The sequence below is a fragment of the Pseudomonas sp. P5_109 genome (assembly GCF_034009455.1).
Classification (GTDB): domain Bacteria; phylum Pseudomonadota; class Gammaproteobacteria; order Pseudomonadales; family Pseudomonadaceae; genus Aquipseudomonas.
Genome location: NZ_CP125380.1, coordinates 6,147,538 through 6,171,807, shown reverse-complemented (window position 1 = coordinate 6,171,807; position 24,270 = coordinate 6,147,538). Strand labels below are relative to the sequence as shown.

21 protein-coding genes are annotated in these 24,270 nt (G+C 61.1%); 7 read left to right on the top strand and 14 right to left on the bottom strand.

All coding sequences use genetic code 11. From position 1 onward, the window contains the following. The first annotated feature begins 12 nt into the window (after nucleotides 1-12). Both lipA and QMK54_RS27425 read left to right on the top strand, forming a co-directional pair. Entirely contained in the window at nucleotides 13-1,011 is a 999-nt protein-coding gene (gene lipA / locus QMK54_RS27430) for a lipoyl synthase (protein ID WP_160385797.1), read from the top strand. A gap of 174 nt (nucleotides 1,012-1,185) precedes the next feature. Further along, complete coding sequence (locus tag QMK54_RS27425; RefSeq protein WP_223594687.1) at nucleotides 1,186-2,136, top strand: S66 peptidase family protein; 951 nt, start codon at nucleotides 1,186-1,188, stop codon at nucleotides 2,134-2,136. A gap of 103 nt (nucleotides 2,137-2,239) precedes the next feature. On the opposite strand, the gene QMK54_RS27420 is transcribed toward QMK54_RS27425, so the two are convergent. The 5 genes from QMK54_RS27420 to leuS all read right to left on the bottom strand — a co-directional run bounded on the left by QMK54_RS27420 (nucleotide 2,240) and on the right by leuS (nucleotide 8,422). Beyond that, nucleotides 2,240-3,562, bottom strand: coding sequence for a lytic murein transglycosylase (locus tag QMK54_RS27420; protein WP_223594686.1), 1,323 nt, complete (start codon nucleotides 3,560-3,562; stop codon nucleotides 2,240-2,242). Nucleotides 3,563-3,623: 61 nt separating this feature from the next. Next, nucleotides 3,624-3,788, bottom strand: coding sequence for an alternative ribosome rescue factor ArfA (arfA, locus tag QMK54_RS27415; protein WP_007975872.1), 165 nt, complete (start codon nucleotides 3,786-3,788; stop codon nucleotides 3,624-3,626). A 257-nt stretch (nucleotides 3,789-4,045) separates the two neighbouring features. After that, nucleotides 4,046-5,083, bottom strand: a complete 1,038-nt coding sequence (gene holA, locus QMK54_RS27410) for a DNA polymerase III subunit delta (protein ID WP_110659866.1) — start codon at nucleotides 5,081-5,083, stop codon at nucleotides 4,046-4,048. Nucleotides 5,084-5,122: 39 nt separating this feature from the next. After that, the gene (gene lptE, locus QMK54_RS27405; protein ID WP_110659874.1) at nucleotides 5,123-5,728 is read right to left on the bottom strand and encodes an LPS assembly lipoprotein LptE; all 606 of its coding nucleotides are present in this window, start codon (nucleotides 5,726-5,728) and stop codon (nucleotides 5,123-5,125) included. A gap of 87 nt (nucleotides 5,729-5,815) precedes the next feature. After that, nucleotides 5,816-8,422 (bottom strand): leucine--tRNA ligase, encoded by a 2,607-nt coding sequence (gene leuS / locus QMK54_RS27400; RefSeq protein ID WP_320401631.1) that lies wholly within the window; start codon nucleotides 8,420-8,422, stop codon nucleotides 5,816-5,818. A 281-nt stretch (nucleotides 8,423-8,703) separates the two neighbouring features. On the opposite strand from leuS, the gene QMK54_RS27395 reads away from it, so the two are divergent. Together QMK54_RS27395 and QMK54_RS27390 are read left to right on the top strand one after the other, a co-directional pair. Next, nucleotides 8,704-9,024 carry a hypothetical protein gene (locus tag QMK54_RS27395; protein ID WP_110659868.1) on the top strand — a complete coding sequence of 107 codons (321 nt, stop codon included), beginning with the start codon at nucleotides 8,704-8,706 and terminating at the stop codon, nucleotides 9,022-9,024. 104 nt (nucleotides 9,025-9,128) lie between these two features. Continuing rightward, a complete protein-coding gene (locus QMK54_RS27390; RefSeq protein ID WP_110659869.1) occupies nucleotides 9,129-9,887 on the top strand; it encodes a YdcF family protein in 759 nt (252 codons plus the stop codon). 139 nt (nucleotides 9,888-10,026) lie between these two features. Here the strand turns inward: QMK54_RS27390 and lnt are convergent, their stop codons facing one another. The 5 genes from lnt to miaB form a co-directional block, all read right to left on the bottom strand. Further along, nucleotides 10,027-11,550 (bottom strand): apolipoprotein N-acyltransferase, encoded by a 1,524-nt coding sequence (gene lnt / locus QMK54_RS27385; RefSeq protein ID WP_320401630.1) that lies wholly within the window; start codon nucleotides 11,548-11,550, stop codon nucleotides 10,027-10,029. A gap of 8 nt (nucleotides 11,551-11,558) precedes the next feature. Continuing rightward, complete coding sequence (locus QMK54_RS27380) at nucleotides 11,559-12,398, bottom strand: HlyC/CorC family transporter (RefSeq protein ID WP_007975860.1); 840 nt, start codon at nucleotides 12,396-12,398, stop codon at nucleotides 11,559-11,561. A 5-nt stretch (nucleotides 12,399-12,403) separates the two neighbouring features. Continuing rightward, entirely contained in the window at nucleotides 12,404-12,898 is a 495-nt protein-coding gene (gene ybeY, locus QMK54_RS27375) for an rRNA maturation RNase YbeY (protein WP_110659871.1), read from the bottom strand. Continuing rightward, nucleotides 12,891-13,898 carry a PhoH family protein gene (locus QMK54_RS27370; protein ID WP_110659872.1) on the bottom strand — a complete coding sequence of 336 codons (1,008 nt, stop codon included), beginning with the start codon at nucleotides 13,896-13,898 and terminating at the stop codon, nucleotides 12,891-12,893. Before QMK54_RS27370 ends, ybeY begins: the two co-directional genes overlap by 8 nt. 229 nt (nucleotides 13,899-14,127) lie before the next feature. Continuing rightward, nucleotides 14,128-15,456 (bottom strand): tRNA (N6-isopentenyl adenosine(37)-C2)-methylthiotransferase MiaB, encoded by a 1,329-nt coding sequence (gene miaB, locus QMK54_RS27365; RefSeq protein ID WP_110659873.1) that lies wholly within the window; start codon nucleotides 15,454-15,456, stop codon nucleotides 14,128-14,130. A gap of 135 nt (nucleotides 15,457-15,591) precedes the next feature. Here miaB and QMK54_RS27360 point away from each other — a divergent pair, with 135 nt between their 5' ends. Then, nucleotides 15,592-15,921, top strand: a complete 330-nt coding sequence (locus tag QMK54_RS27360; protein ID WP_003185742.1) for a DUF1820 family protein — start codon at nucleotides 15,592-15,594, stop codon at nucleotides 15,919-15,921. Nucleotides 15,922-16,094: 173 nt separating this feature from the next. Here the strand turns inward: QMK54_RS27360 and QMK54_RS27355 are convergent, their stop codons facing one another. The 4 genes from QMK54_RS27355 to QMK54_RS27340 form a co-directional block, all read right to left on the bottom strand. After that, nucleotides 16,095-16,649, bottom strand: a complete 555-nt coding sequence (locus QMK54_RS27355; protein WP_103396533.1) for a tetratricopeptide repeat protein — start codon at nucleotides 16,647-16,649, stop codon at nucleotides 16,095-16,097. 226 nt (nucleotides 16,650-16,875) lie between these two features. Beyond that, entirely contained in the window at nucleotides 16,876-18,159 is a 1,284-nt protein-coding gene (gene hemL / locus QMK54_RS27350; RefSeq protein ID WP_008052405.1) for a glutamate-1-semialdehyde 2,1-aminomutase, read from the bottom strand. A 31-nt stretch (nucleotides 18,160-18,190) separates the two neighbouring features. Then, the gene (gene thiE, locus QMK54_RS27345; protein WP_110662966.1) at nucleotides 18,191-18,814 is read right to left on the bottom strand and encodes a thiamine phosphate synthase; all 624 of its coding nucleotides are present in this window, start codon (nucleotides 18,812-18,814) and stop codon (nucleotides 18,191-18,193) included. Between the two features lie 31 nt (nucleotides 18,815-18,845). Beyond that, nucleotides 18,846-19,643, bottom strand: a complete 798-nt coding sequence (locus tag QMK54_RS27340) for a hydroxymethylpyrimidine/phosphomethylpyrimidine kinase (RefSeq protein WP_223594680.1) — start codon at nucleotides 19,641-19,643, stop codon at nucleotides 18,846-18,848. Between the two features lie 383 nt (nucleotides 19,644-20,026). Here QMK54_RS27340 and QMK54_RS27335 point away from each other — a divergent pair, with 383 nt between their 5' ends. Together QMK54_RS27335 and QMK54_RS27330 are read left to right on the top strand one after the other, a co-directional pair. Further along, nucleotides 20,027-22,411 (top strand): hybrid sensor histidine kinase/response regulator, encoded by a 2,385-nt coding sequence (locus tag QMK54_RS27335; protein ID WP_223594679.1) that lies wholly within the window; start codon nucleotides 20,027-20,029, stop codon nucleotides 22,409-22,411. A 74-nt stretch (nucleotides 22,412-22,485) separates the two neighbouring features. Beyond that, the gene (locus tag QMK54_RS27330; RefSeq protein WP_320401629.1) at nucleotides 22,486-24,132 is read left to right on the top strand and encodes an acyl-CoA dehydrogenase family protein; all 1,647 of its coding nucleotides are present in this window, start codon (nucleotides 22,486-22,488) and stop codon (nucleotides 24,130-24,132) included. The last annotated feature ends 138 nt before the right edge of the window (nucleotides 24,133-24,270 follow it).

Below are 24,270 nucleotides of genomic sequence, written 5' to 3'. Positions count from 1 at the left end.
GCAGTGCAAACCATGATCCCGACGCTTGATGTCACCGAGCGCCCGGCCCCGCGTCCCAAGGTTGAAGCCGGCGTCAAGCTGCGCGGCGCCGAGAAGGTTGCACGCATCCCGGTGAAGATCATTCCGACCACCGAACTGCCGAAGAAACCAGACTGGATTCGCGTACGCATCCCGGTTTCGCCGGAAGTCGACCGCATCAAGGCCCTGCTGCGCAAACACAAGCTGCACAGCGTGTGTGAAGAAGCGTCCTGCCCGAACCTGGGCGAATGCTTCTCCGGTGGCACCGCGACCTTCATGATCATGGGTGACATCTGCACCCGTCGTTGCCCGTTCTGCGACGTCGGCCACGGCCGTCCGAAGCCACTGGACGTCAACGAACCGGAAAGCCTGGCCATTGCCATCGCCGACTTGAAACTTAAATACGTGGTGATCACCTCGGTGGACCGCGATGACCTGCGTGACGGTGGTGCCCAGCACTTCGCCGACTGCATCCGCGAAATCCGCAAGCTGTCACCGAACGTACAGCTCGAAACCCTGGTCCCGGACTACCGTGGCCGCATGGACATTGCGCTGCAAATCACTGCCGCCGAGCCGCCAGATGTGTTCAACCACAACCTGGAAACCGTGCCGCGCCTGTACAAGGCTGCGCGCCCGGGTTCGGACTACCAGTGGTCACTGACCCTGCTGCAACGCTTCAAGCAGATGATGCCGCACATTCCGACCAAGTCCGGCCTGATGCTGGGTCTGGGCGAGACCGACGAAGAAGTCATCGAAGTCATGAAGCGCATGCGCGAGCACGACATCGACATGCTGACCCTCGGCCAGTACCTGCAACCGTCTCGCAGCCACTTGCCGGTGCAGCGCTTCGTGCACCCGGACACCTTCGCCTGGTTCGCCGAGGAAGGTTACAAGATGGGCTTCAAGAACGTCGCTTCCGGTCCACTGGTACGCTCCTCGTACCACGCCGACGAGCAGGCCAAGCTGGTCAAGGCCGAGCTGATGTCGTCCTGATCTGCACAAAGAAATGAAAAACGCCCGCATGGTATCCAGCCTTGCGGGCGTTTTTTTGCCTGGCCTACGGCACTGGCCGCTTTTTCCCGCAACCTTCGGGGCGACTGACCCTCTTCAGTTTGTCCCTGTTCCTGACTACTGTGTGCTGACGTGTTCACGCTGGGAGATTCACGGATGACCGCTCGACCGACCCACACCCTTTGCCCTCATGCTCCCGTCCCGGCACTGCCGTCGGAAGGCAAGATCGGCGTTATCGCGCCCGCCGGTCCCGCGTCGCTGGACACCGACAAGGCGGTGCAATGGATGCGTGCCCGGGGTTATTCACTGAAAGTGTTTCCCGGTGTCTACGAGAAAGATGGCTACCTGGCCGGCAGCGATGACGTGCGGCTCAATGACCTGCACGCAGCGTTCGCGGATCGTGAAGTCGATGCCATCATCTGTCTGCGCGGTGGTTACGGCACGCCGCGGCTGCTTGATCGCATCGATTTCCAACTGCTGCGCGACAACGCCAAGCCATTCATCGGCTACAGCGACATCACTGCCGTGCATTTGGCGATCAGTCGCTATGCCGGCTTCGTGACATTTCATGGTCCGCTGCTCAATGCCGACCTCCTGGGTGACAAGCAAATACCTACGGAGTCCTCCTTCTTCAACATGCTGAGAGGGCAGGTGAGGGCAGGCACAGTGCTGGCGCATCCAGTGGCCTACCCGTTGACCACAATCGAGCCGGGCGTGGCCCATGGACGCTTGCTGGGGGGCAATCTGGCCATGATTGCCGCAACCATGGGCACGCCTTACGAAATTGACGCCGAGGGCGTCATTCTGTTGATCGAGGACATCAACGAGCCGCTGTATCGCATTGACCGGTTGCTGACTCAACTGCGATTGGCAGGCACGTTGCACAAGCTGCGGGGTGTGCTGGTCGGGGATGTGGCGGGGGTGGAGGTAGCTGCGCTGGAGAGATTGCTCAAGCAGACCTTCGCGCCATTGAAGATTCCGGTGCTGTCCGGGTGGCGCAGTGGGCACTGCGATCCGAACCTGACGTTGCCGATGGGGGCGCTGGTCAGGCTGGATGCGGGGAATCAGGAATTGACACTGGAGCAGGATGTGGTGGTCAGGCAGTAGATTTTCAGTGCCTGACTGTCAGTCTTCGCGAGCAAGCCCGCTCCCGCATTGATTTTGTGCCGTTCACAGAACCAGTGTGGGAGCGGGCTTGCTCGCGAAGCTTTTAGCGGTTACGCAACCCTTCCAGCAATTTGTGCGTCGGATAGCCATCCGCCGGCCAGCCAAACGACTGCTGGGCGCTGCGGATTGCCTTGCGGGTGTTGGCGCCGATGATGCCGTCGGCCGTGCCGGCGTCATAGTTTTGCGCACTCAACAGGTTTTGCAGTTCGATCCGTTCAGTACGGCTCAGAGGCAGGTCATCCTTTGGCCATGAGCCGCTGATCAAGCCCGCGCCATTGAAGCGTTCGGACAGCAGGCTCACCCCCAGGGCGTAAGACGACGAGTTGTTGTACTTGAGGATTGCCCGGAAATTATCGAGCACCAGGAACGCCGGGCCACGGTAGCCGGCTGGCAACAACAGGGCCGCGGACAATTGCTCGGAACCGGCCGGGACCTGACCATCGTTGGGCAGGGTAATGCCTAGTTGCCGCCATTCGGCGACGCTCTTGCGAATCGTGCCGTCGGCCAGCAGGTAGTTGAACCCGCTCGGCAGCTGGACTTCAAAGCCCCATGGCTGGCCTCTCTGCCAGCCCGAGCTTTGCAGGTAATGCGCGGTCGAGGCCAGGGCATCGGCCGAGCTACCCCAGATATCGCGACGCCCGTCACCATCGAAGTCCACCGCATGGGTGTTGTAGGTGGTTGGGATGAACTGTGTCTGGCCCATGGCGCCGGCCCAGGATCCGAGCATCTTCTCGGGCTCGATATCGCCTTGTTGCAGGATCTGCAGGGCGGCAATCAATTGCGCGTGGGCGAAACCGGGACGACGACCTTCGTAGGCCAGGGTGGCCAGTGAGTTGATCACTGACTTGCTGCCCTGGAACTGGCCAAAGTTGCTTTCCATACCCCACACGGCCACCAGGGCCTGACGATCAACACCGTAACGCTGCTCGATGCTTTGCAGGACGTCAGCGTACTGGTCGATCAGCGACTGGCCTTTGCGTACCCGCAGCGGCGACAGGGCGCCATCAAGGTATTCCCACACCGGTTTTGCGAATTCCGGTTGGCTGCGATCGGCACGAATCACACTGGGGTCGAAGCTGACATTGGCGAAAGCGCGATCAAACAGATCGGCGCGAATACCGGCGGCCAAGGCATCCTTGCGGAAACCCGCCTGCCATTCGGCAAAGGTCTGGGTTGGCTGGATGTCGAGGTTCTCACCCGTCGGAACCACAGGCGGAACAACCGCCGGGGCGGTGGCGACAGGCAGCGTCTGAAGCGGCTGAGCGTCGGCTGCGGTCGGTTTTTCCGCACAGGCGACAAGCAAAACAAGGCTGGAGGCAGCGATCAATTGGCGCAGGTGCCAACGACGGGGAAGACAAAAGGGCATGCACGGGTCCAGGAAAAACGAATCAGGTACAGACCTTAACATGTCGAAGGGGTGTTCTGCTTTACGCAGCCAGAAAGTAAGAAGCCTCCCAGTTGTCAGACTGGAAGGCTTCGCGGCGGTAACTGCCTTTGCCCTTGGCCGGGCGTTCCTGGCGGCTGCGGAACAATGGCTGGGCGATGATGGATTTGGCCTTGTTGGGGCCATGCTTCGATGGCTTTTTGCTCATGGTGATGCCTCGCAGGGGAGTGGTTTTTGCGGGGCAAATCATCGGCCGAAGTTGGGGGGATGTCTAGTCCCTACATTGTGTAGGATCTTTCATTGATCTTGATAGCGATGTGGTTTCTGTGGCGAGGGGGCTTGCCCCCGTTCGGCGGCGAAGCGTCGTAAAATCGATATACGCGGTTTGTCTGAAATACCGTGTGTATCGATTATGGGGGGCGCTTCGCGCCCCAACGGGGGCAAGCCCCCTCGCCACAGGAAGCCTTACTCGGCAGGTAACGACAATCTTTGCCCCGCCATCAACAGCGTCAACCGGCTCAGGCTCATCCACGGCGAACCCGCCGCCTGGCCCTTGATCTGCGCGTCGATGCGTTGCGCTTCCAGCAGCAGTTGCGCCCAGCGTTGTGCCGAGTAGCGTTGCAGGGCTTTGCTCATCAACGGTTTACGTTTGTCCCAGACCGGGGGTTTGGCCTGGCTGAAGGCTTTGTCCAGCGGCGTCCCCTGGCTGTATTGCAGCGAAATATTGGCCAGCAGGCGCAGCTCCCGGGCCAGGGCCCAGAGAATCACCGGCGGCTCGACGCCTTCACCGCGCAAGCCTTCGAGCATGCGCAGCGCGTGGGCCGCTTCACCATTGAGCACGGCATCGGTCAGGCCAAACACGTCGAAGCGCGCACTGTCGGCCACCGCCGCCTGCACGGTTTCAACGGTGATCTGACCGCCTTCGGCCATCAGTTTGAGCTTTTCGATTTCCTGGGCGGCGGCCAGCAAGTTGCCCTCGACCCGTGCAGCGATCAGTTCAACGGCATCCTGGCTGGCGGAAAGACCGGCCTGGGACAGGCGTTGGCGGATCCAGCTGGGCAACTGGCCAACATCGACCGGCCAGATCTGCACGAACTGGGTCTGCTGTCCTTCGACCAGCGCCTTGCCCCACTTGGTTTTCTGCGCGCTGCCGTCGAGTTTCGGCAAGCTGACAAGCAGCACGGTGTCTTCGGCCGGGCGCGAGCAATATTCGATAAGCGCAGCGGCACCTTTGTCGCCGGGTTTGCCGGAAGGCAGGCGCAGCTCCAGCAGGCGCTTTTCAGCGAACAGCGACATGCTGGCACCGGCTTGCAGCAACGTCCCCCAGTCGAAACTGGCGTCGGCGGCAAACACCTGGCGCTCATCGAATCCCTGCTGACGGGCGGCGGCGCGAACAGCGTCGGCCGCTTCCTGGCACAACAACGGGTCATCACCGCTGATGATATAGACCGGCGCGAGGGCACCTTGCAGGTGTTTGGCGAGTTGGGCGGGGGCGAGCTTCATAAGAGAGGGCAAACGGGGCGCCCGGGCGCCCCGTAAGTCTTACTGCTGCGGCAGTTCGACAGGCGACTGGCGCGGGGTTTCCGCTTCAGCCTTTTGTGCCGCTTCCAGTGCCGCGGCGTCAGCCTTGGCCCTGGCTTCGGCAGTCTGCTGCAACTGATCCAACTGGGCCGGGCTCAGTTGTTCCAGGCGCAGCATCATGCGTTGAACCATCTCGCGGCGGCCTTCTTCCCGGGCGGTGGCGGCTTCCTGGTCAGAGCCCACCAGGTTGTTGCCGTCGTGCATATAGATTTTCTGCACTTCAAGCTTGTCGCTCAGCAGTGGCAGATCGCCGCGACCACGGATGTCGTAGTTCAGCACGGTGGTGATCTGGTACTCGCCAGCACGACCGGCACCTGCGTAGCTGATGATGCGCTGGTTTTCCTGTTCATTGGTCAGGATCAGCTTGTAAGGCGCACCGGTATAGACCTTGACGCCGCTGCCTTCCAGGACCTGGCGCAGTTGGGTCACGGTTGGACCGTAGGCGTTACGGGCGCTCAGGTCGAGTTCCTTGATCGCCAGTTCGTTGGTGCCGGTGCCACGCAGCTGGAAACCGCAGGCGCTCAGCAGAACCGCGAGGCCCATCACCAGCAGATTGCGTTTGATCATCTTGTTGCTCCCCTTGAAACCATGTGGGCCGATCAAGCGGCCCGAAAGGTTTTATTCGGCGCCAGGCTCACCTGGCGCCTGATCCAATTAGCTGGCGACGATATTGACCAGTTTCCCGGGCACTACGATCACTTTACGAATGGTCAGACCGTCGACGAAACGCAGTACGTTTTCGTTGGCTCGGGCGGCGGCTTCGACTTCTTCGCGACTGGCGCTGGCCGGCATTTCGATCTGGCCACGCAGCTTGCCGTTGACCTGGATGACGAGCGTCAGGCTGTCCTGCACCAGTGCGCTGTCGTCCTGCACCGGCCAAGTGGCGTCGATCACTGGATCAGCGTGACCCAGTTGATTCCACAGCTCATGGCTGATGTGCGGCGTGATCGGAGCCAGCAGCAGAGTCACGGTTTCCAGGCCTTCGTGAATCAATGCGCGATCCTGTTCGGTGGCTTGCGCGGCTTTTTCCAGCACGTTCATCAACGTCATCACCTGGGCGATGGCAGTATTGAACTTGTGGTTCTGGCCGACATCCTGGCTGGCCTGCTTGATGGCCAGGTGGATCGAGCGGCGAACGGCTTTCTGCTCGTCGTTCAGGCCGGCTACGTCCAGTTTGCCCGGCAGGCCTTGAGTGACGTGTGCTTGGGCCAGGCGCCAGACGCGCTTGAGGAAACGGTGCGAACCTTCGACGCCGGAGTCGGACCATTCAGCGCTCATGTCAGGTGGCGAGGCGAACATCATGAACAGGCGGCAGGTGTCTGCGCCGAACTGATCGATCATCGACTGTGGGTCGACGCCGTTGTTCTTCGACTTGGCCATCTTCTCGGTGCCGCCGATTTCCACCGGCAGGCCGTCGGATTTCAATTTGGCGCTGATGACCTTGGCCTTGCTGTCACGCTCAAGCTCGACGTCCGCCGGGTTGAACCAGGTGTAGGCACCATTGGCTTCGCGGCGATAGTAAGTCTCGGCGATCACCATGCCCTGGGTCAGCAGGTTCTTGAACGGCTCGTTGGAGCTCACCAGGCCTTCGTCGCGCATCAGCTTGTGGAAGAAGCGCGCGTAGAGCAGGTGCAGGATCGCGTGTTCGATACCACCGATGTACTGATCCACCGGCAACCAGTGATCGGCTGCCGATCTTTCTACCAGGCCGCCTTCAAAGTGCGGCGAGGCGTAACGGGCGTAGTACCACGAGGACTCGACGAAGGTGTCCATGGTGTCGGTTTCACGCTTGGCAGGCGCGCCGCATTTCGGGCAGCTGCACTCGTAGAACTCGGGCATGCGCGCCAACGGCGAGCCGGCACCGTCGGGTACGACGTCTTCCGGCAGCACGACTGGCAGTTGATCTTCCGGTACCGGTACGTCACCGCAAGTGTTGCAGTGAATGATCGGGATCGGGCAGCCCCAGTAGCGTTGACGGCTGATGCCCCAGTCGCGCAGGCGGAACTGGGTGCGCGAGGCGCCGAGTTCTTTCTTGATCAACGCAACTTCGATGGCGTCGAAGGCGCCCGCGAAGTCGAGGCCATCGAACTCACCGGAGTTGATCAGCGTGCCGTGCTCGCCGTAGGCGTCTTGCCATGGCGTCGGGTTGGTGTCGCCGGAGCTGGTGCGCACCACCGATTTGACCGGCAGGTTGTACTTGTGGGCGAATTCGAAATCGCGCTCGTCGTGGGCCGGAACCGCCATCACCGCGCCGTCGCCGTAGTGCATCAGCACATAGTTGGCGACCCATACCGGCAGTTTTTCGCCGGTCAGCGGGTGCTCGACGAACAGGCCGGTCGGCAGGCCTTTTTTCTCCTGGGTGGCGACGTCGGCTTCAGCCACGCTGCCGCCCTTGCATTCGGCGATGAACGCTTGCAGCTCAGGGTTGTTCTGCGCCGCCAGGGTGGCCAGGTGATGCTCGGCGGCCACGGCGACGTAGGTAGCGCCCATCAGGGTGTCCGGACGGGTGGTGAAGACTTTCAGTGTGCCGGTTTCGCCGATGGAGTCGACGTTGTACGGGAACTGTACTTCCATGCCGCGGGATTTGCCGATCCAGTTGCGCTGCATGGTCTTGACCTGTTCAGGCCAGCCAGTCAGTTCGTCGAGGCTCTCCAGCAGTTCATCCGCGTAGGCGGTGATCTTGAAGTAGTACATCGGGATTTCGCGCTTTTCGATCAGCGCGCCGGAACGCCAGCCACGGCCGTCGATCACTTGCTCGTTGGCCAGGACGGTCTGGTCGACCGGGTCCCAGTTCACGGTGCCGCTTTTTTTGTAGATCACGCCTTTTTCGAACAGGCGGGTGAACAGCCATTGTTCCCAGCGGTAGTAATCGGGCTTGCAGGTGGTCACTTCGCGCGACCAGTCCACTGCCAGTCCCAGGCTGCGCAGCTGGGATTTCATGTAGGCGATGTTTTCGTAGGTCCACTTGGCGGGCGCTACGTTGTTCTTCATCGCGGCGTTTTCCGCCGGCATGCCGAAGGCGTCCCAACCCATGGGTTGCAGAACGTTCTTGCCTTGCATGCGCTGGTAGCGGGAGATCACGTCGCCGATGGTGTAGTTGCGCACGTGCCCCATGTGTAGCTTGCCGCTGGGGTAAGGGAACATCGACAGGCAGTAGTAAGTCTCCTTGCCTGGCTGTTCACTGACTTCAAAGGACTTTTGCTCGTCCCAGAACGACTGGGCGGCGGCTTCGATTTCACGGGGCTGATATTGTTCGTGCATGGCTACTTTTGAACTGAATAGGGGTGGCCTAATCCTCTTCAATGCAACGCTGGACGCGGATCACGCCACATTGGCGTTTTCGATGCCCAGCCGAGCTGGAAGTGGAGTTACAGGAAGCGCCGTAGCATACATGACCGCGCTCTACCGAGGGAAACCCTGATTACTGCCGCGCGTCCTGCAAAAACCGCTGCGAGGGCCGTTGGTCGCGGCGTTCAGCCGGTTTGTTCATGGAAGCTAAGCTCTAACTGGGGAGTAGGTCTTATCTTCCAATGAGGTGAGGGATGGTTGAGTCACAGCAAAAAGCTACAAAACCGGAGCTGTACGAAAGGCTGATCGATCGTTTGGCCTTGGCCCTGGACGCGGCAAAAACCGCTAGCCGGTTGCGCGACGAACGCCCTCTGGAGCTGGAACTGCGTGGCCTGAGCTCCGCAGAGTTTGCACTGGTCAAGGCGTATCTGGATCGCAGTGAGCGTGAGACACACGGATGCTTGTCAGAAGCGGTAAAGCAACTCGACGCACCACGTTCGGCCAAGATCATCTGGCTCAAGGACAAGGTTCCCGGCAGAGACGCGGTAAAGGTCCGGTCTTTGCAGTTCAAATAGGGCGCCGAGCCATGCTCCATGCATTTTTGAAGCATAGTCCTTCCGTATTGATTGTCGCATCACGCCAACCCACTTAGGCTTCGGGCATCTCCGGGAGATGCTCGATGCCATTTCGTTACTTCGTAAAACAACTACTTTTGCCACCCGGCATTCTATTGCTGCTGCTTTTGCTTGCCTGGTGGTTGCGCCGCTCAAGGCCAAGGCTTGCCGGCGCGTGCTTTGCGCTGGGCCTGGGTGGATTCTGGCTGATGAGTCTGCCGGTGGTGGTGCAGTGGGGGGCAGGCCTGCTCGAGCGGGAGCCACCGTTGGCACGCGATGAATGGGCAATCCTGGGGCAGCGGGCAGACGCCATTGTTGTCCTCGGCTCCGGGCGCGAGCGCGGTGATGTGGCCTGGGGGAGCGACCAGCCCACGGGCGTCGGTCTGGAACGCCAGCGCTATGCCGCGCGGTTGGCGAAGGCTTCCGGCCTGCCGGTACTGACCAGCGGCGGCTTGCATTACGGTACGCCGCCCAGCGAGGCGCAGATGATGGCGGACTCCTTGCGTGACGATTTTGGTGTGAGCGTGCGCTGGCAGGAGGGGCGTAGCCGCACGACCTGGGAGAATGCACAGTTCAGCGCCGAGGTGTTGCAGCCGCAGGGCATCAAGCGTGTGGTGCTCGTGACTCAGGCCTGGCATATGCCACGAGCGGCCTGGAGTTTCCGCAAGGCCGGCTTTGAGGTGGTGCCGGCGCCGGTAGGATTTCTGGGTGGCGACAACGCGCGGCCACTGGGAGGCTGGATGCCGGAGTTCAAGGCGATTTGGCAGAACGGGCAATTGATGAATGAGGCGGTGGGGCAGGTCGGTTATTCGTTGTTCTACTGAAGTAATGTCTGTGCTGATTGATGGGGTGCCTGTGATGCCGCCTTCGCGAGCAAGCCCGCTCCCACACTGGATCTAAGTCGGTCACTGTATTTGTGTACGACGCCGATCAAATGTGGGAGCGGGCTTGCTCGCGAAGCTTTTAAACGGTCTTGGCCATCCGGCTCGCAATCAGCGCCCAGCCAAACAACAACACGCAGAGAATGAGCAATGGCCACGAACGCCATTCCAGGTACGGCGTCAGGTTGTGCATTGGCACCACTTCGCCATACAGGATGCCGCGCTCGAACTGCGGGATCTGATCGGTAATCTGACCGAACGGGTTGATCAGGCCGGATACGCCGTTGTTGGTGGCGCGGATCATCCAGCGGCCGGCTTCCAGCGCGCGCATCTGCGCCATCTGCAGGTGTTGCAGCGGCCCGATGGAGGTGCCGAACCAGGTGTCGTTGCTGATGGTCAGCAGCAGATCGCTGCGGGCGGCAAGGCTGGCGGCGAACTCCGGAAAAACCACTTCATAGCAGATGAACGGCGCGATCTGATAACCCTTGGCTTGCAACAACGGCTGGTCGGCCGGGCCGCGAGCGAAGTCCGACATTGGCAGGTCGAAGAAGGCGATCAGTCCGCGCAGCATGTCCTGCAAGGGGACATATTCACCAAACGGCACCAGTTTTTGCTTCAGGTAAGTGCCGTCGCCTTCACCGGTAACGGTGATGCCGTTGAAGAAGCGCTTCTCGTGGCGTACCTCCATGCGCACCGGGACGCCGGTTATGAAGGCCGATTTACGCTCGGCCGCGAAGTTACCCATCATGCTCAGGTAGCCCTCGGCAGACTCCTTCAGCACTGGAATCGCCGTTTCCGGCCAGATCAGGAGGTCGGCGCGCTTTGAGCTGAAGCTCATGTCGCGGTACAGCGCCAGTTGTGCGTTGAGCTGCGCCGGGTCCCATTTCATGCTTTGTTCGACGTTGCCCTGGATGGCGGCAACGCTCAATGGCGGGCCCGACGGGCTGGTCCAGGCATGGTGCTTGAGTGCCATGCCGGCCAGCCATGGGCCGACCAGCAGCAATGCGCCAGCAGCGATAAAGCCTTTGTGCCCCGTGCGAACCAGGCGCAAACCGTTGTAGATCAACGCAGCTGTCAGGGCCAGGGTGAAGGAAATCAGCCACATTCCGCCAAGGGGGGCGAGCCCGGCCAGCGGGCCATCGAGCTGGCTGTAACCGGAGTACAGCCACGGGAAACCCGTCAGGAACCAGCCACGGAATGCTTCCTGGCCGACCCATAGCGCCGCGAAGGCCAGGGCATCGGCCAGCGGCGCCTCATTGCGGCGCAGCCAGCGCGCCCAAATCCAGGCAGGCAGGGCAAAGAACCAGGCAATCGCCGCCGTGAAGAGCAGCATCAGGAAACCGGCCAGCAATACCGAAGCACCGCCGAAGTGGTGAATGCTGTAGTAGATCCAGCTGGTACCGGCACCGAACAGGCCGAACCCGAAACACCAGCCGCGACCCAGCGCCTGACGTGGGCTCAGCTCACGCAAACCGGCATAGAACAGGCCGACGGCGAGCAGTGCCAGTGGCCAGATATCGAACGGCGCCAGGGCCAGGGTGGTGATTGCACCGGCCGCCACGGCCAGCAGGTTACCGGGCCAGCCGGGGCGGGTTGTCCAGCGCATTTCAATCCTTAGCGAGCAATGGGCGTCAGGCGAAGCAAGTGAATCCGACGGCTGTCGGCGTTCAGGATGCGGAAACGGTACGGGCCGATCTCAGTGATTTCGTTGCGTTTGGGCAGGTGCCCGAACGCGCTCATCACCAGGCCGCCGACGGTGTCGAACTCATCGTCAGAGAACTCGCTGTCGAAAAATTCGTTGAAGTTCTCGATCGGCGTCAGCGCCTTGATCAGGAAATCACCGCTGGGCAGCGGCTTGATGTAGCTGTCTTCTTCGACGTCGTGTTCGTCTTCGATGTCGCCGACGATCTGTTCCAGCACGTCTTCGATGGTCACCAAACCGGCCACGCCGCCGTATTCGTCGATGACGATGGCCATGTGGTTGTGGTTGGCGCGGAATTCGCGCAGCAGCACGTTAAGGCGCTTGGATTCCGGTACGAATGTAGCCGGACGCAGCAGGTCCTTGATGTTGAAGCTGTCGCCGTTCTCCTTGAGGATCAACGGCAGCAAGTCCTTGGCCAGCAACACGCCCATCACGTCATCGTGGCTTTCGCCGATCACCGGATAGCGGGAGTGGGCCGAGTCGACCACGGCAGGCAGGAACTCGCGAGGTGTCTGGTTCGCCTTGATGCTGACCATTTGCGAGCGCGGGACCATGATGTCCCGGACCTGCAAGTCAGCCACCTGGATGGCGCCTTCGACGATGGCCAGCGCTTCGCTGTCCAGCAGTTTGTTCTGGTGTGCATCGCGCAGCAGCTCCAGCAGCTCCTGGCGGTTTTTCGGCTCGTGGGCAAAAGCCTGGGTGAGCTTACCCAGCCAAGACTTCTGCCCGTTGCTCGATCGATCTTCGCTCATAGCGATTACTCTGAATCCTTTGTTGTTTCGGTGGGGGATAAATCGGTTTCGTCGTCCGCGTACGGATCGGGAAAGCCCAGTTCTGCAAGCAACGTTCGTTCCAGTGCTTCCATCTCTTCGGCTTCGTCATCATCAATATGGTCGTAACCAAGCAGATGCAAGCAGCCGTGAATCACCAGGTGCGCCCAATGGGCCTTGAGTTCCTTGCCCTGTTCAGCGGCTTCGCGCTCGACCACGGCCACGCAGATCACCAGATCGCCCAGCAGCGGGATGTCGAGGAACTCATCCGGCACATCGGCCGGGAATGACAAGACGTTAGTTGCGTAATCCTTTTGCCGCCAGGTGTGGTTCAGCTCGCGTCCTTCGGCTTCGTCGACCAGACGAATGGTCATCTCCGAATCGGCGGTGCGTTGGCGTAAAGCCAGTTCGCACCACTGGCGGAACTCGGCTTCGCTGGGGGCGGGGGCTTGGGTGGCGATTTGCAGGTCAAGCTCAAGCATCGCGGCGGCTATCCTTGGCGGCTGCATCATCGGCCGCTTTGGTTTCGAAGCGCTCGTAGGCTTCAACGATGCGCTGCACCAACGGATGGCGCACGACGTCCTTGGGCTGGAAGTGCGTGAAGCTGATACCCGGCACATCCTTGAGCACTTCGATCACATGGTGCAGGCCGGACTTGGTGCCGCGTGGCAGGTCAACCTGGGTGATGTCCCCGGTGATGACGGCCGTGGAACCGAAGCCGATCCGGGTCAGGAACATCTTCATCTGCTCGACCGTGGTGTTCTGGCTTTCGTCGAGAATGATGAAGCTGTTGTTCAGCGTGCGGCCACGCATGTAGGCCAGTGGCGCGACTTCGATCACCTGGCGCTCGATCAGCTTGGCAACGTATTCGAAGCCGAGCATTTCGTAGAGTGCGTCGTAGAGCGGGCGCAGATACGGGTCGATCTTTTGCGACAAGTCACCCGGCAGGAAGCCGAGTTTTTCACCCGCTTCGACGGCCGGACGCACCAGCAGGATGCGACGGATCTGCTCGCGCTCCAGTGCATCCACCGCGCAGGCCACGGCCAGATAGGTCTTGCCGGTACCGGCCGGGCCGATGCCGAAGTTGATGTCGTTTCCGAGGATTTCCTTCACGTAGCGCAGCTGATTCAAGCCGCGGGGGCGAATCATGCCTTTCTTGGTGCGCAGGGCGACGGAGGCTTCGGCGGGGGAGTGGTTGTCCAACTGCTCGACGGCCGATTCCTGCAGGAACAGGTGCACCATGTCTGGCGACAGCTCGGTACCCTTGGTTTCCCGGTACAGGCGGCGCAGGAGGTTTTCCGCGGAGGTGGTGTGTTTGGGCTCGCCGATCAGCTCGAACTGGTTGCCGCGATTGCGGATCTCGATGGTCAGGCGCTGTTCGATCAAGCGCAAATGCTCGTCGAATTGCCCGCACAGATTGGCGAAGCGGCGAGCTTCAAAAGGCTCGAGGATGAAACGATGTGGTTCTATGGGTGCGTTCAAGGTCGTATTTAGCCGCCCTGGGGCAATTGAGATGAAATCAAGGATAACGCCAGTGGGCTGGGTGGGAAAGCTCTTAAATAAGATGCAGAAATTTGGCACTTAAACTGTGGCGAGGGGGCTTGCCCCCGTTCGACTGCGAAGCAGTCGCAAAATACCAGGACCGCTTCGCGATCCAACGGGGGCAAGCCCCCTCGCCACAAAAGCCCGCTCCCACAAGGGGGACGCGGGGTTACTGGATCAACGACCCCCGCAGCGAATGCGGCTGCGCGGCATCGATGTGCACATCCGCGAACTGGCCGATCAGGGTCGGATTATCGCAGCGGAAGTTGACGATACGGTTATTTTCGGTCCGGCCTTGCAGTTCGCCTGGGTCTTTTTTCGAGTAATCGGTCACCAGGATCCGTTGGATCGAGCCGACCATTTGTCGGCTGATCTCGAAACCTTGCTGGTTCAGGCGATGTTGCAGCGCATTCAGGCGTTCTTTTTTCAGCTCTTCCGGCGTGTCATCGGCCAGGTCGGCGGCCGGAGTGCCCGGGCGCTGGCTGTAGACGAACGAGTAGGAAAAGTCGAAACCGACGTCGGCAATCAGCTTCATGGTCTGCTCGAAGTCTTTCTCGGTCTCGCCCGGGAAGCCGACGATGAAGTCCGAACTGATGCAGATCCCCGGCACGGCGGCGCGCAGCTTGCGCAGTTTGGATTTGTACTCCAGCGCTGTGTGGTTGCGCTTCATCGCCGCGAGGATGCGGTCAGAGCCCGACTGCACCGGCAAGTGCAGGTGCTTGACCAGTTCCGGCACGTCGGCGTGGGCCTGGATCAGACTGTCGGAGAACTCCAGCGGATGCGACGTGGTGTAGCGGATGCGGTCGATGCCATCGACTGCGGCGACCACGCGGATCAGCTCGGCCAGGTCCGCCAGGCGCCCGTCATGGGTCTTGCCACGATAACCGTTGACGTTCTGCCCCAGCAGCGTCACTTCGCGCACGCCGTTTTCGGCCAGGTGAATGATCTCGGCAAGCACGTCGTCGAACGGCCGGCTGACCTCTTCGCCACGGGTGTAGGGCACCACGCAGAACGTGCAGTACTTGCTGCAACCTTCCATCACCGACACGTAGGCGCTCGGGCCGTCGATGCGGGGCTCGGGCAAATGGTCGAATTTTTCGATTTCCGGGAACGAGACGTCGACTTGCGGCAGCTTGGTGATGCGCGCGGCGTCGATCATTTCCGGCAGGCGGTGCAGGGTCTGCGGGCCGAAGACCACGTCGACGTACGGTGCGCGATCGCGGATGGCCGCGCCTTCCTGGCTGGCTACGCAACCACCGACGGCGATTACCATGTCCGGGTTGGCCAGCTTCAGTTCGCGCCAGCGACCGAGTTGGGAGTAGACGCGGTCCTGGGCACGCTCGCGGATAGAGCAGGTATTGAGCAGGATCACGTCGGCGTCTTCAGCGCGCGCGGTGACTTCCAGGGCCTGATGTTCGCCCAGCAGATCGACCATACGCGAGCTGTCGTACTCGTTCATCTGGCAACCGTGGGTTTCGATGTAAAGCTTCTTGGCCATGGAAAGAGTCATCACGTGATTCAAAGAACCGCGCATTATAGGGAACATGTCCCGCGGTTCCTACCGCTGCGCGTCCAATGGCTATGCTATAGTTCGCGCCCTCATTTTTATCCCCCGATGTGTTGCTCGCCTGCCATGACCAAACGTGAAGCTCCAATCTACAAGGTGATTTTCCTCAACCAGGGCCAGGTGTTCGAAATGTACGCCAAGCAGATCTATCAAAGTGATCTGTGGGGCTTTCTGGAAGTGGAAGAGTTCGTCTTTGGCGAGCGCACGCAAGTGGTCGTCGATCCGAGCGAAGAGAAGCTCAAGGCACAGTTCGAAGGCGTGGTGCGCAGCTTTGTGCCGATGCATTCGATTGTGCGTATCGACGAAGTCGAGCGTCTGGGCACACCGAAAATCAGCGAAGCCCGTGGCGCGGTCGGCAATGTAATGCCGTTTCCGATGCCGATGCCTGAGAAGTAAGTAGCCAAGGCTAGAGAGGCTTGTTGTGGCGAGGGGGCTTGCCCCCGTTGGGCTGCGAAGCGGCCCCAAATCCGACCACCGCAGTCTTCTATGGATGCTGCATTTAGAGATTTTACGACTGCTGCGCAGCCGAACGGGGGCAAGCCCCCTCGCCACAAAGCCCCTCGTTGTTTTCAGGGCAATGGCGCAAAAGGCGTACGCCCATCGGCGCTCTGCAATTCCATCAGGTATTTACGGAAAATTTGCCCGAGCACCTGGGTGGCGACTTCGAGTTCTTCGCGGGGCATCTTTTCAGTGACTTCGTCGGCGGTGTCCAAGGCATCTTCGGCGCCGTTGACCGCCGCCATCTTCAGCAGGATATACGCCTGAACGTTATTGGCCGGCACGCCTTCGCCGTGGAAGAACATGGTGCCTAACTTGAATTGCGCCTGGGCGTGGCCTTGCAGCGAGGCCTTTTCGAAATAGCTCAGGGCTTGATTGAGGTCGCGCGGCGCGTTTTTGCCTTCGTAGTAGAACTCACCCAACTCGTATTGCGCTTGCGCATCCCCTTCATCCGACGCTTTCTGGCAGGCAGCGAGCGCCTGTTCCAGGTCTTGCGGCTGGGTATTGAGGGTGCAGCGACCCATCGCTGGGATCAACAACGAGTTGCCGCCTGCTTGTGCGTGCGCGAGCAGGGGCTGAAGAAGCAACAGGCAGCCCAGTGCAAGGGTGCGGCCGGTGCGGTTCATGGGAATCGACTTACCTCTGAAGGGCGCGCGGACCCATCGAGGGGATCCAATAAGCGCGCATTATGAAATAAGCAGGGCCAACCTTACAAAGTCTTTACTCGTTTTTCTGCTGCGCGGGAAATATATCACCGGTTTTGCGGAGGATTTTTGCTGAAACTGTAGGAATGCAGGCGGGGCGTGTAGGTGAAAGCTGACGCCGGCAATGGCCAACGTCAGCGCTACAGCGTTATTTCAAGGCAGCGAAGGCGCGCTCGGCGGCGTCCAGGGTCAGTTTCAGCTCGGCTTCGCCATGAGCGATCGACGTGAACCCGGCTTCGAAGGCGCTCGGTGCCAGGTACACGCCGCCTTCCAGCATCAGGTGGAAGAAACGACCGAACAGGGCCGCGTCGCTGGCCATGACGTCATCGAAGGTGACGATGTCGTCGGCGCCGCTGAAGTACAGGCCGAACATGCCGCCGGCCTGGGTGGTCACGAACGGAATGCCGGCCGCATCGGCGCGCTGTTGCAGGCCGTCGAGCAGGCGAGTGGTGTAGTCGGTCAGCTCGGCGTGGAAGCCCGGGCGGCTGATCAGGCGCAGGGTGGTCAGGCCGGCGGCCATCGCCAGCGGGTTACCGGACAGCGTACCGGCCTGGTAGACCGGGCCCAGCGGGGCGATGCGCTGCATGATTTCACGCTTGCCGCCGAAGCAGCCGACCGGCATGCCGCCACCGATGATCTTGCCGAAGGTGGTCAGGTCCGGCGTCACGCCGTAGTACGCCTGGGCACCGCCGAGGGCGACGCGGAAACCGGTCATCACTTCATCGAAAATCAGCACCACGCCGTGCTTGTCGCACAAGGTCCGCAGGCCTTCGAGGAAGCCCGGTGCCGGCGGCACGCAGTTCATGTTGCCGGCCACTGGCTCGACGATGATGCAAGCAACGTCCTGGCCGACTTCGGCGAGCATGGCTTCAACGGCATCGATGTCGTTGAAGGGCAGGGTCAGGGTGTGTTTGGCGAACGCGGCCGGCACGCCGGCCGAGCTCGGTACGCCCTGGGTCAGTGCGCCGGAACCGGCCTTGACCAGCAGGCTGTCGGAGTGACCGTGGTAGCAGCCTTCGAACTTGATGATGCTGTCGCGGCCGGTGAAACCGCGGGCCAGGCGAATGGCGCTCATGGTTGCTTCGGTGCCGGAGCTGACCATGCGCACCATTTCCATCGACGGCACGAGGGAGCAGACCAGGTCGGCCATCTGCGTTTCCATCTCGGTCGGGGCGCCGTAGGACAGTCCGTGTTCAAGCTGCTTGCGCACGGCGTCCAGCACGTCCGGGTGGCTGTGGCCGAGGATCATCGGGCCCCAGGAACCGACGTAATCCACATAGCGCTTGTCGTCTTCGTCGGTGACGTAGGCGCCTTCGGCGTGCTTGAAGAACAACGGCGTGCCGCCGACGCTCTTGAACGCGCGAACCGGCGAGTTCACGCCACCGGGAATGTGTTTCTGGGCATTGGCAAACAGCGTTTCGGAACGAGACATGATCGGGCTCTCAAATCAGATTTTAAGCGACTTAAATAGAAAACAGTTCGTTGAAGGCGCGGGCACGACGGGTCACTTCGGCCGTACTCTCGGCGCCAAACAGGCCATGCACCACGGCCAGCAGATCGACGCCGTGGGCCACCAGCGGGGCGGCGTTGTCCAGGGTGATGCCGCCGATTGCGCAGATCGGCAAGTGCAACTGCTTGCGCGCCTGGTCGAGCAGGTCGAGGCTGCAGGTCGGTGCGCCGGGCTTGGTGTTCGAATTGAAGAAACGACCGAAGGCGACGTAGCTGGCGCCTTCTTTGGCAGCCTGTTCGGCCAGTTCGAGCTGCGCGTGGCAGGTCGAGCCGATGATGGCTTTGGAACCGAGCAGGGCGCGGGTCGGCGACAGCGGACCGTCCGTCTGGCCCAGGTGCACGCCAACGTTCAGGCGCGCGGCCAGTTCGGCGTCATCATTGATGATTAGCTTGGTGTTGTAGCGTTCGCACAGCTCGCGCAGTGCTTCGGCCTCACGCAGGCGGCGGGCCTCGTCACTGCTCTTGTCACGGTATTGCAGCAAGATGACGCCGCCTTCCAGCGCCGCCTCCACGTACTTGAGCAATTTGCCGTCCAGCAAATGGCTGTCGGTAATGGCGTACAGGCCACGTAGTTTCATCGGACAAGCCTCAGCGCATTACTAATAGAAGTTACGAACAGAAATCCAGTGGCAAACGGCGCGGCACAAACTGGCCTTTGCCCAACTGCTCGGCATCGCGCAGGGTGCGCCACGTGTAGTTAAGCGCGGTCTGTACGGCACTGGCGAGGTTTTCGCCCTGGGCCAGACGACCGGCCAGCGCGCTGGCCAGGGTGCAACCGGAACCGTGATAACTGCCCGGCAAGCGCTGGCAGGTATAGGTTTCGCGCAGGCCGTCGCGGCTGTACAGGCGATTGTGGATTTCGGTTTCATCGCCATGGCCGCCGGTGATCAGCAGGTGTTTGACGTACGGCAGGAGTTTTTCAGCGCACTCGTCCGCGGTGCCATCTGGCAGTTCGGCGAGGATCCGGGCTTCGGGAAGGTTGGGGGTTGCAATGATCGACAGGGGCAGCAGGCGTTCGCGCATGGCGTAGCCCACCTCGTCCTTGCCCAGGCGTCCGCCGCCGCCGGCGCGCAGCACCGGGTCGCAGACCACCGGCAGGTGCGGGTGCGCCGAAAGCAGTTCGACAACGGTGTCGACCATTTCCAGGGAGCCGAGCATACCCAGTTTGACCGCAGCGACTTCGGAATCGTTGAGCACGGCATTGGCCTGGGCCAGTACCCACTCACGGTCGAGGACGCGGAAGTCAGTGACATTGACGGTGTCTTGCACGGTCAGGGCGGTGACGGCCGGAGCCGCATGGCAACCCTGAGCGAGCAGGGCTTCGATATCTGCCTGCAAGCCGGCGCCACCACTTGGGTCGTGGCCGGAGAGACAGAGGACAACGGGGCGAGAGCTGTAGATATTCATGGTGCGCGAGCTTACCACCAAACCTGTTTTTCGGGGGCAGCGACATGCCATTGTGGCGAGGGAGCTTGCTCCCGCTGGGTCGCGAAGCGGCCCCCCATAACCTGCCTGGTTGAACGCGTTGGCGGGTTTCACGACTGCTTCGCAGCGGAACGAGGGCAAGCCCCCTCGCCACAGTGACTAGCCAACCACAAAATGCCTTCCCGGAGCTGCTCTGAGACGCCCGGTCTAGAGCCTCTGTAGGAAAAGTTTCAATGGTGTTTAATGGCCATCAACGGCTATGCTAGAGTGGATCCAAACCAATAACAGGTGATACCGGTTCTACGTCTGCTCAAAAGGAATGGGGGGCTTCCTGACAGAATCGGACAGGCCACGCTGGGGCTTCAATGCGCTATTTGCTGATGTTGCTGTTGTGTTTGCCCCTCTTGGCAAACGCCGTCGAGTTCGATGAGTTCACTCAAAGCCTCCCCTTGGGCCGAACCCTGCAGGTCTACGAGGACGCAGGTGGTCAGGCGACCATCGCGGATATCCGTGCACAAGCGGCGGCCGGCAACTTCAAACCGCACCATAAGGACACGCTCAACGCCGGGTACTCGCGTTCGGTGTTCTGGTTGAAAATCGACCTGCATTACCGTCCGGCCAATCCGGCGGCGCAACGGACCTGGCTGCTGGAACTGGCCTATCCGCCCCTCGATCGTCTCGATCTCTATTTGCCCGATGCGGCCGGCAACTATCAGTTGGTCAGGCAGACCGGCGATGCCTTGCCCTTCGCCAGCCGCGAGATTCGTCAGAACAACTATCTGTTCGACCTGACGTTCAAGCCTGACCAGGCCGAAACCCTATTCCTGCGCTTGCAAAGCGAAGGCTCGATCCAGGCACCGGTCACCTTGTGGTCAAGCACCGCCTACCTCGAAGAACAGCCCGTGCGCCTCTACGTACTGGGGCTGATCTACGGCGTGCTGCTGGGGATGCTGGTCTACAACCTGTTCATCTACCTCAGCGTGCGCGACACCAGTTACCTCTACTACATCTTCTATATCGCCTCGTTCGGCTTGTATCAGCTGTCGGTAAACGGTGCGGCCGTGCAGTATTTCTGGCCGGATAATCCATGGTGGGCCAACGCCGCGACGCCGTTTTTCATCGGCTGTGCGGGGCTGTTCGGCAGTCAGTTCGCCCGCAGTTTCCTGCAAATGGCTACCCATAGTCGCTGGCTCGACCGCTTGTTGCTGGCGCTGGTTGCCTTCGGTGCGCTGGTGGTCGGCCTGTCGTTGATGACCAGTTATGCCCTGGCCTTGCGCCTGGCCACGGCCCTGGCGCTGACGTTCACCGTGGTGATTTTTGCCGCCGGGATCTTTGCCTGGTTGCGGGGCCTGCGGGTGGCGCGGTATTTCATCATTGCCTGGTCGGCGTTCCTGCTCGGCGGCATCGTCAATACGCTGATGGTGCTGGGCTACCTGCCGAACGTGTTCCTGACCATGTATTCCAGCCAGATCGGCTCGGCCATCGAAGTGGCGTTGCTGTCCCTGGCGCTGGCCGACCGCATCAACGCCATGCGCGAGCAGCAGGCGCAAACCCTGTTCGACGCCAGCCAGAAACTTGAAGTGCTCAACCAGCAACTGGCTCGCAGTAACAAACTCAAGGACGAGTTCCTTGCCACCCTGACCCACGAACTGCGCACACCCATGAATGGTGTGATCGGTTCGCTGGAGCTGATGCAGACGGTCGATATGGACCCGGAGCTTGAGCAGTATCAGCAGACGGCTTCGGGGTCGGCGCGGGACATGATGCGCATGGTCAACGGCATCCTCACCCTCACCGAATTGCAGGCCGGCAAGCTCAAGGCCTCGGCCGACACCTTCAGCCTGCGCGGCATGGTCGAGGCGTTGCGCACGCAGTTCGAGGGCAATGCATCGGGCAAGTCGCTGGACTTCAAGGTCGATGTCGCACCGGGTGTGCCGGATCGTTTGCACGGCGACAACGTCAAGATCGCGCAATGCCTGGAGTGCCTGCTGGATAACGCCATCAAGTTCACCAAGATCGGCGGCCTGGCGCTGCGGGTGACCGGCAAGGCCGTTGAGCCCGATCGGCTGGCGTTGACCTTTGCGGTGATCGACACCGGCATCGGTTTCACCGACTTGGGGGAGGCCACGATGTATCAGCGGTTCTTCCAGCTCGATGGCTCGATGACTCGTGAATACGGTGGCCTGGGGGTTGGCCTGGCGATTTGCCGACAGTTGGTCGAATTGCTCGGTGGGCGCCTGACGCATCGCTCCGAGCCAGGACGTGGCAGCCGGTTTCAGCTGGATGTGGAAGTCGGGCTGCCGGTGGCCGAGCGTCCGGTGACGCCGTTGATGCCCCGGGATTTTCCGCGCCTGCGCTTGCCTCAGGATTGTGCCGTGCTGCTGGTCGATGGCAACAGCGTCAGTCAGTTGGTGATGCGCGGCATGTTGCTCAAACTGGGCTTCCGCGTGCGCACGGCTGACAGCGGCGATGTCGCGCTCGACCTCTTGCCGCGCGAAGTGTTTGACGCGGTACTGGTCGATTGTCAGTTGCCGCTTCAGGACGGTGAGTCGCTGTGCTGCCGGATCCGCGCGGTGGCGGGCTATGCCGAACTGCCGTTGTTCATGATCGCCCTGAGCGGTGACCGAGAACGTTGCCCGACCGGCGCGCTGATTGATTACTTGAGCAAGCCGGTGAAATTCGAAGACTTGCAGGCCGCGCTCTATCGCCGAGTGCTCTGCCCGCAACAGGGCGAAAGCGCCGACAGTTAGGCGGATATGACACTTTGTTCGGCGGAGGGGCGGTGCTTAACTGAAGTCCCTTGGCCGACCAAAGGAGCCCAGTCATGAACTTGCATCAGTTCGCCGAAACCCACGAAGTCACTAACCAGCCACCGTCACTGGACGGCGCCAACCTGTACCGCATCGACTTGCCGTTGCAGGAATGGTCGCGGCGTTTCGGGGCCGGTTGGGCCGAGTCGCGGATCGACGCCTATGGCGCGCTGGCCGGTGGGCCGTTGATGGAAGCCGGGTTCCTGGCCAATCAGAACAAGCCGGTGTTCAACAGCCATGACCGCTTTGGTCATCGCATCGATCTGGTGGAATTTCATCCGGCATATCACCAATTGATGCGCACGGCGGTAGAGCACGGCTTGACCTCGCTGCCCTGGGCGCACCCGCAGGCTGGCGCCCATGTCGCCCGCGCCTCGATGTCGTACCTGCATAGCCAGGCCGAAGCCGGCAGTGGCTGTCCGTTGACCATGACCTTCGCCAGCGTTCCGGCCATGCGCCTGCAACCGGACCTGGCCGAAAAATGGCTGCCGAAAATCCTCGCCACCGAATACGACCCGCGTAACGTCGGCATGGCCCACAAGGCCGGGGTCACCATCGGCATGGCCATGACCGAGAAGCAGGGCGGCACCGATGTGCGGGCCAATACCACCAAGGCGTATCCGGTCGGTGCCAGCGGCCCAGGCCAGGCTTATGAACTGGTGGGGCACAAGTGGTTTTGCTCGGCGCCGATGTGCGACGCCTTCCTGACCCTGGCGCAGACCGACAAGGGCCTGACCTGTTTCCTGCTGCCGCGCCATCGTCCGGACGACACACGCAATCAGTTCTATATCCAGCGTCTGAAGAACAAGCTCGGCAACTGCTCCAACGCCTCCAGCGAAGTGGAGTTTCGGGGCGCACTGGCGTGGATGGTCGGTGACGAGGGTCGGGGCGTGCCGACGATCATCGAGATGGTCGCCATGACTCGCTTCGATTGCATGGTCGGTTCCAGTTCGCTGATGCGTCAGGCATTGACCCAGGCCAGCCATCACTGCGCTCACCGTTCGGTTGGCGGCAAACTGCTCAGCGAGCAGCCGCTGATGCAAAACGTGCTGGCGGATCTGGCGCTGGAAAGTGAAGCCGCCCTGGCCTTGAGCCTGCGCATGGGCCGGGCGCTGGACCATCTGGACGATTCGCAGGAAGCCAAATTCGCCCGTCTGGTGACGGCGGTGGGCAAGTACTGGATCTGCAAGCGGGCGCCAGCGATGATCAACGAAGCGGCCGAATGTATGGGCGGCGCGGGTTATGTCGAGGAAAGCATCCTGCCGCGGCTTTACCGCGAAGCGCCGGTGAATTCGACCTGGGAAGGTTCCGGCAACGTGCAATGCCTCGACGTACTGCGTGCCCTGTCGAAAGAGCCGGGCGTGCTTGATGCGCTGTTCAGCGAGTTGGGCGATGGTCATGGCGACAAGCGCCTGGCTGCCCATATCCATCAATTGCAGGCGGCTTTCAAGGACACCAGCGAAATCCAGTACCGCGCCCGCCAACTGACCGAGGACATTGCGTTGGGGTTGCAGGCCAAACTGTTGCTGGAGGCGGGGAATTCGGTGGTCAGTGATGCCTTCATCGCCAGTCGTCTGGAGGGCGGCGGCCGAGTGTACGGCGCATTGCCACGTGGTCTGGATGTAGAAGCCATTGTCGCCCGGTCGACTCCATTGGTGTGATCGACGCTGATCCTGTGTGGGAGCGGGCTTGCTCGCGAATGCGGTGTCATATTCAACATTGCTGTGACTGACATACCGCTTTCGCGAGCAAGCCCGCTCCCACATTGGATCTTAGGTGAGTAAGGCATTTGTGTAAGG

Bases quoted from the DNA above. Each gene is read 5' to 3' on its own strand.
- lipA (WP_160385797.1), top strand. From the start codon at position 13: ATGATCCCGACGCTTGATGTCACCGAGCGCCCGGCCCCGCGTCCCAAG.
- QMK54_RS27425 (WP_223594687.1), top strand. From the start codon at position 1,186: ATGACCGCTCGACCGACCCACACCCTTTGCCCTCATGCTCCCGTCCCG.
- QMK54_RS27420 (WP_223594686.1), bottom strand. From the start codon at position 3,562: ATGCCCTTTTGTCTTCCCCGTCGTTGGCACCTGCGCCAATTGATCGCT.
- arfA (WP_007975872.1), bottom strand. From the start codon at position 3,788: ATGAGCAAAAAGCCATCGAAGCATGGCCCCAACAAGGCCAAATCCATC.
- holA (WP_110659866.1), bottom strand. From the start codon at position 5,083: ATGAAGCTCGCCCCCGCCCAACTCGCCAAACACCTGCAAGGTGCCCTC.
- lptE (WP_110659874.1), bottom strand. From the start codon at position 5,728: ATGATCAAACGCAATCTGCTGGTGATGGGCCTCGCGGTTCTGCTGAGC.
- leuS (WP_320401631.1), bottom strand. From the start codon at position 8,422: ATGCACGAACAATATCAGCCCCGTGAAATCGAAGCCGCCGCCCAGTCG.
- QMK54_RS27395 (WP_110659868.1), top strand. From the start codon at position 8,704: ATGGTTGAGTCACAGCAAAAAGCTACAAAACCGGAGCTGTACGAAAGG.
- QMK54_RS27390 (WP_110659869.1), top strand. From the start codon at position 9,129: ATGCCATTTCGTTACTTCGTAAAACAACTACTTTTGCCACCCGGCATT.
- lnt (WP_320401630.1), bottom strand. From the start codon at position 11,550: ATGCGCTGGACAACCCGCCCCGGCTGGCCCGGTAACCTGCTGGCCGTG.
- QMK54_RS27380 (WP_007975860.1), bottom strand. From the start codon at position 12,398: ATGAGCGAAGATCGATCGAGCAACGGGCAGAAGTCTTGGCTGGGTAAG.
- ybeY (WP_110659871.1), bottom strand. From the start codon at position 12,898: ATGCTTGAGCTTGACCTGCAAATCGCCACCCAAGCCCCCGCCCCCAGC.
- miaB (WP_110659873.1), bottom strand. From the start codon at position 15,456: ATGGCCAAGAAGCTTTACATCGAAACCCACGGTTGCCAGATGAACGAG.
- QMK54_RS27360 (WP_003185742.1), top strand. From the start codon at position 15,592: ATGACCAAACGTGAAGCTCCAATCTACAAGGTGATTTTCCTCAACCAG.
- QMK54_RS27355 (WP_103396533.1), bottom strand. From the start codon at position 16,649: ATGAACCGCACCGGCCGCACCCTTGCACTGGGCTGCCTGTTGCTTCTT.
- hemL (WP_008052405.1), bottom strand. From the start codon at position 18,159: ATGTCTCGTTCCGAAACGCTGTTTGCCAATGCCCAGAAACACATTCCC.
- thiE (WP_110662966.1), bottom strand. From the start codon at position 18,814: ATGAAACTACGTGGCCTGTACGCCATTACCGACAGCCATTTGCTGGAC.
- QMK54_RS27340 (WP_223594680.1), bottom strand. From the start codon at position 19,643: ATGAATATCTACAGCTCTCGCCCCGTTGTCCTCTGTCTCTCCGGCCAC.
- QMK54_RS27335 (WP_223594679.1), top strand. From the start codon at position 20,027: ATGCGCTATTTGCTGATGTTGCTGTTGTGTTTGCCCCTCTTGGCAAAC.
- QMK54_RS27330 (WP_320401629.1), top strand. From the start codon at position 22,486: ATGAACTTGCATCAGTTCGCCGAAACCCACGAAGTCACTAACCAGCCA.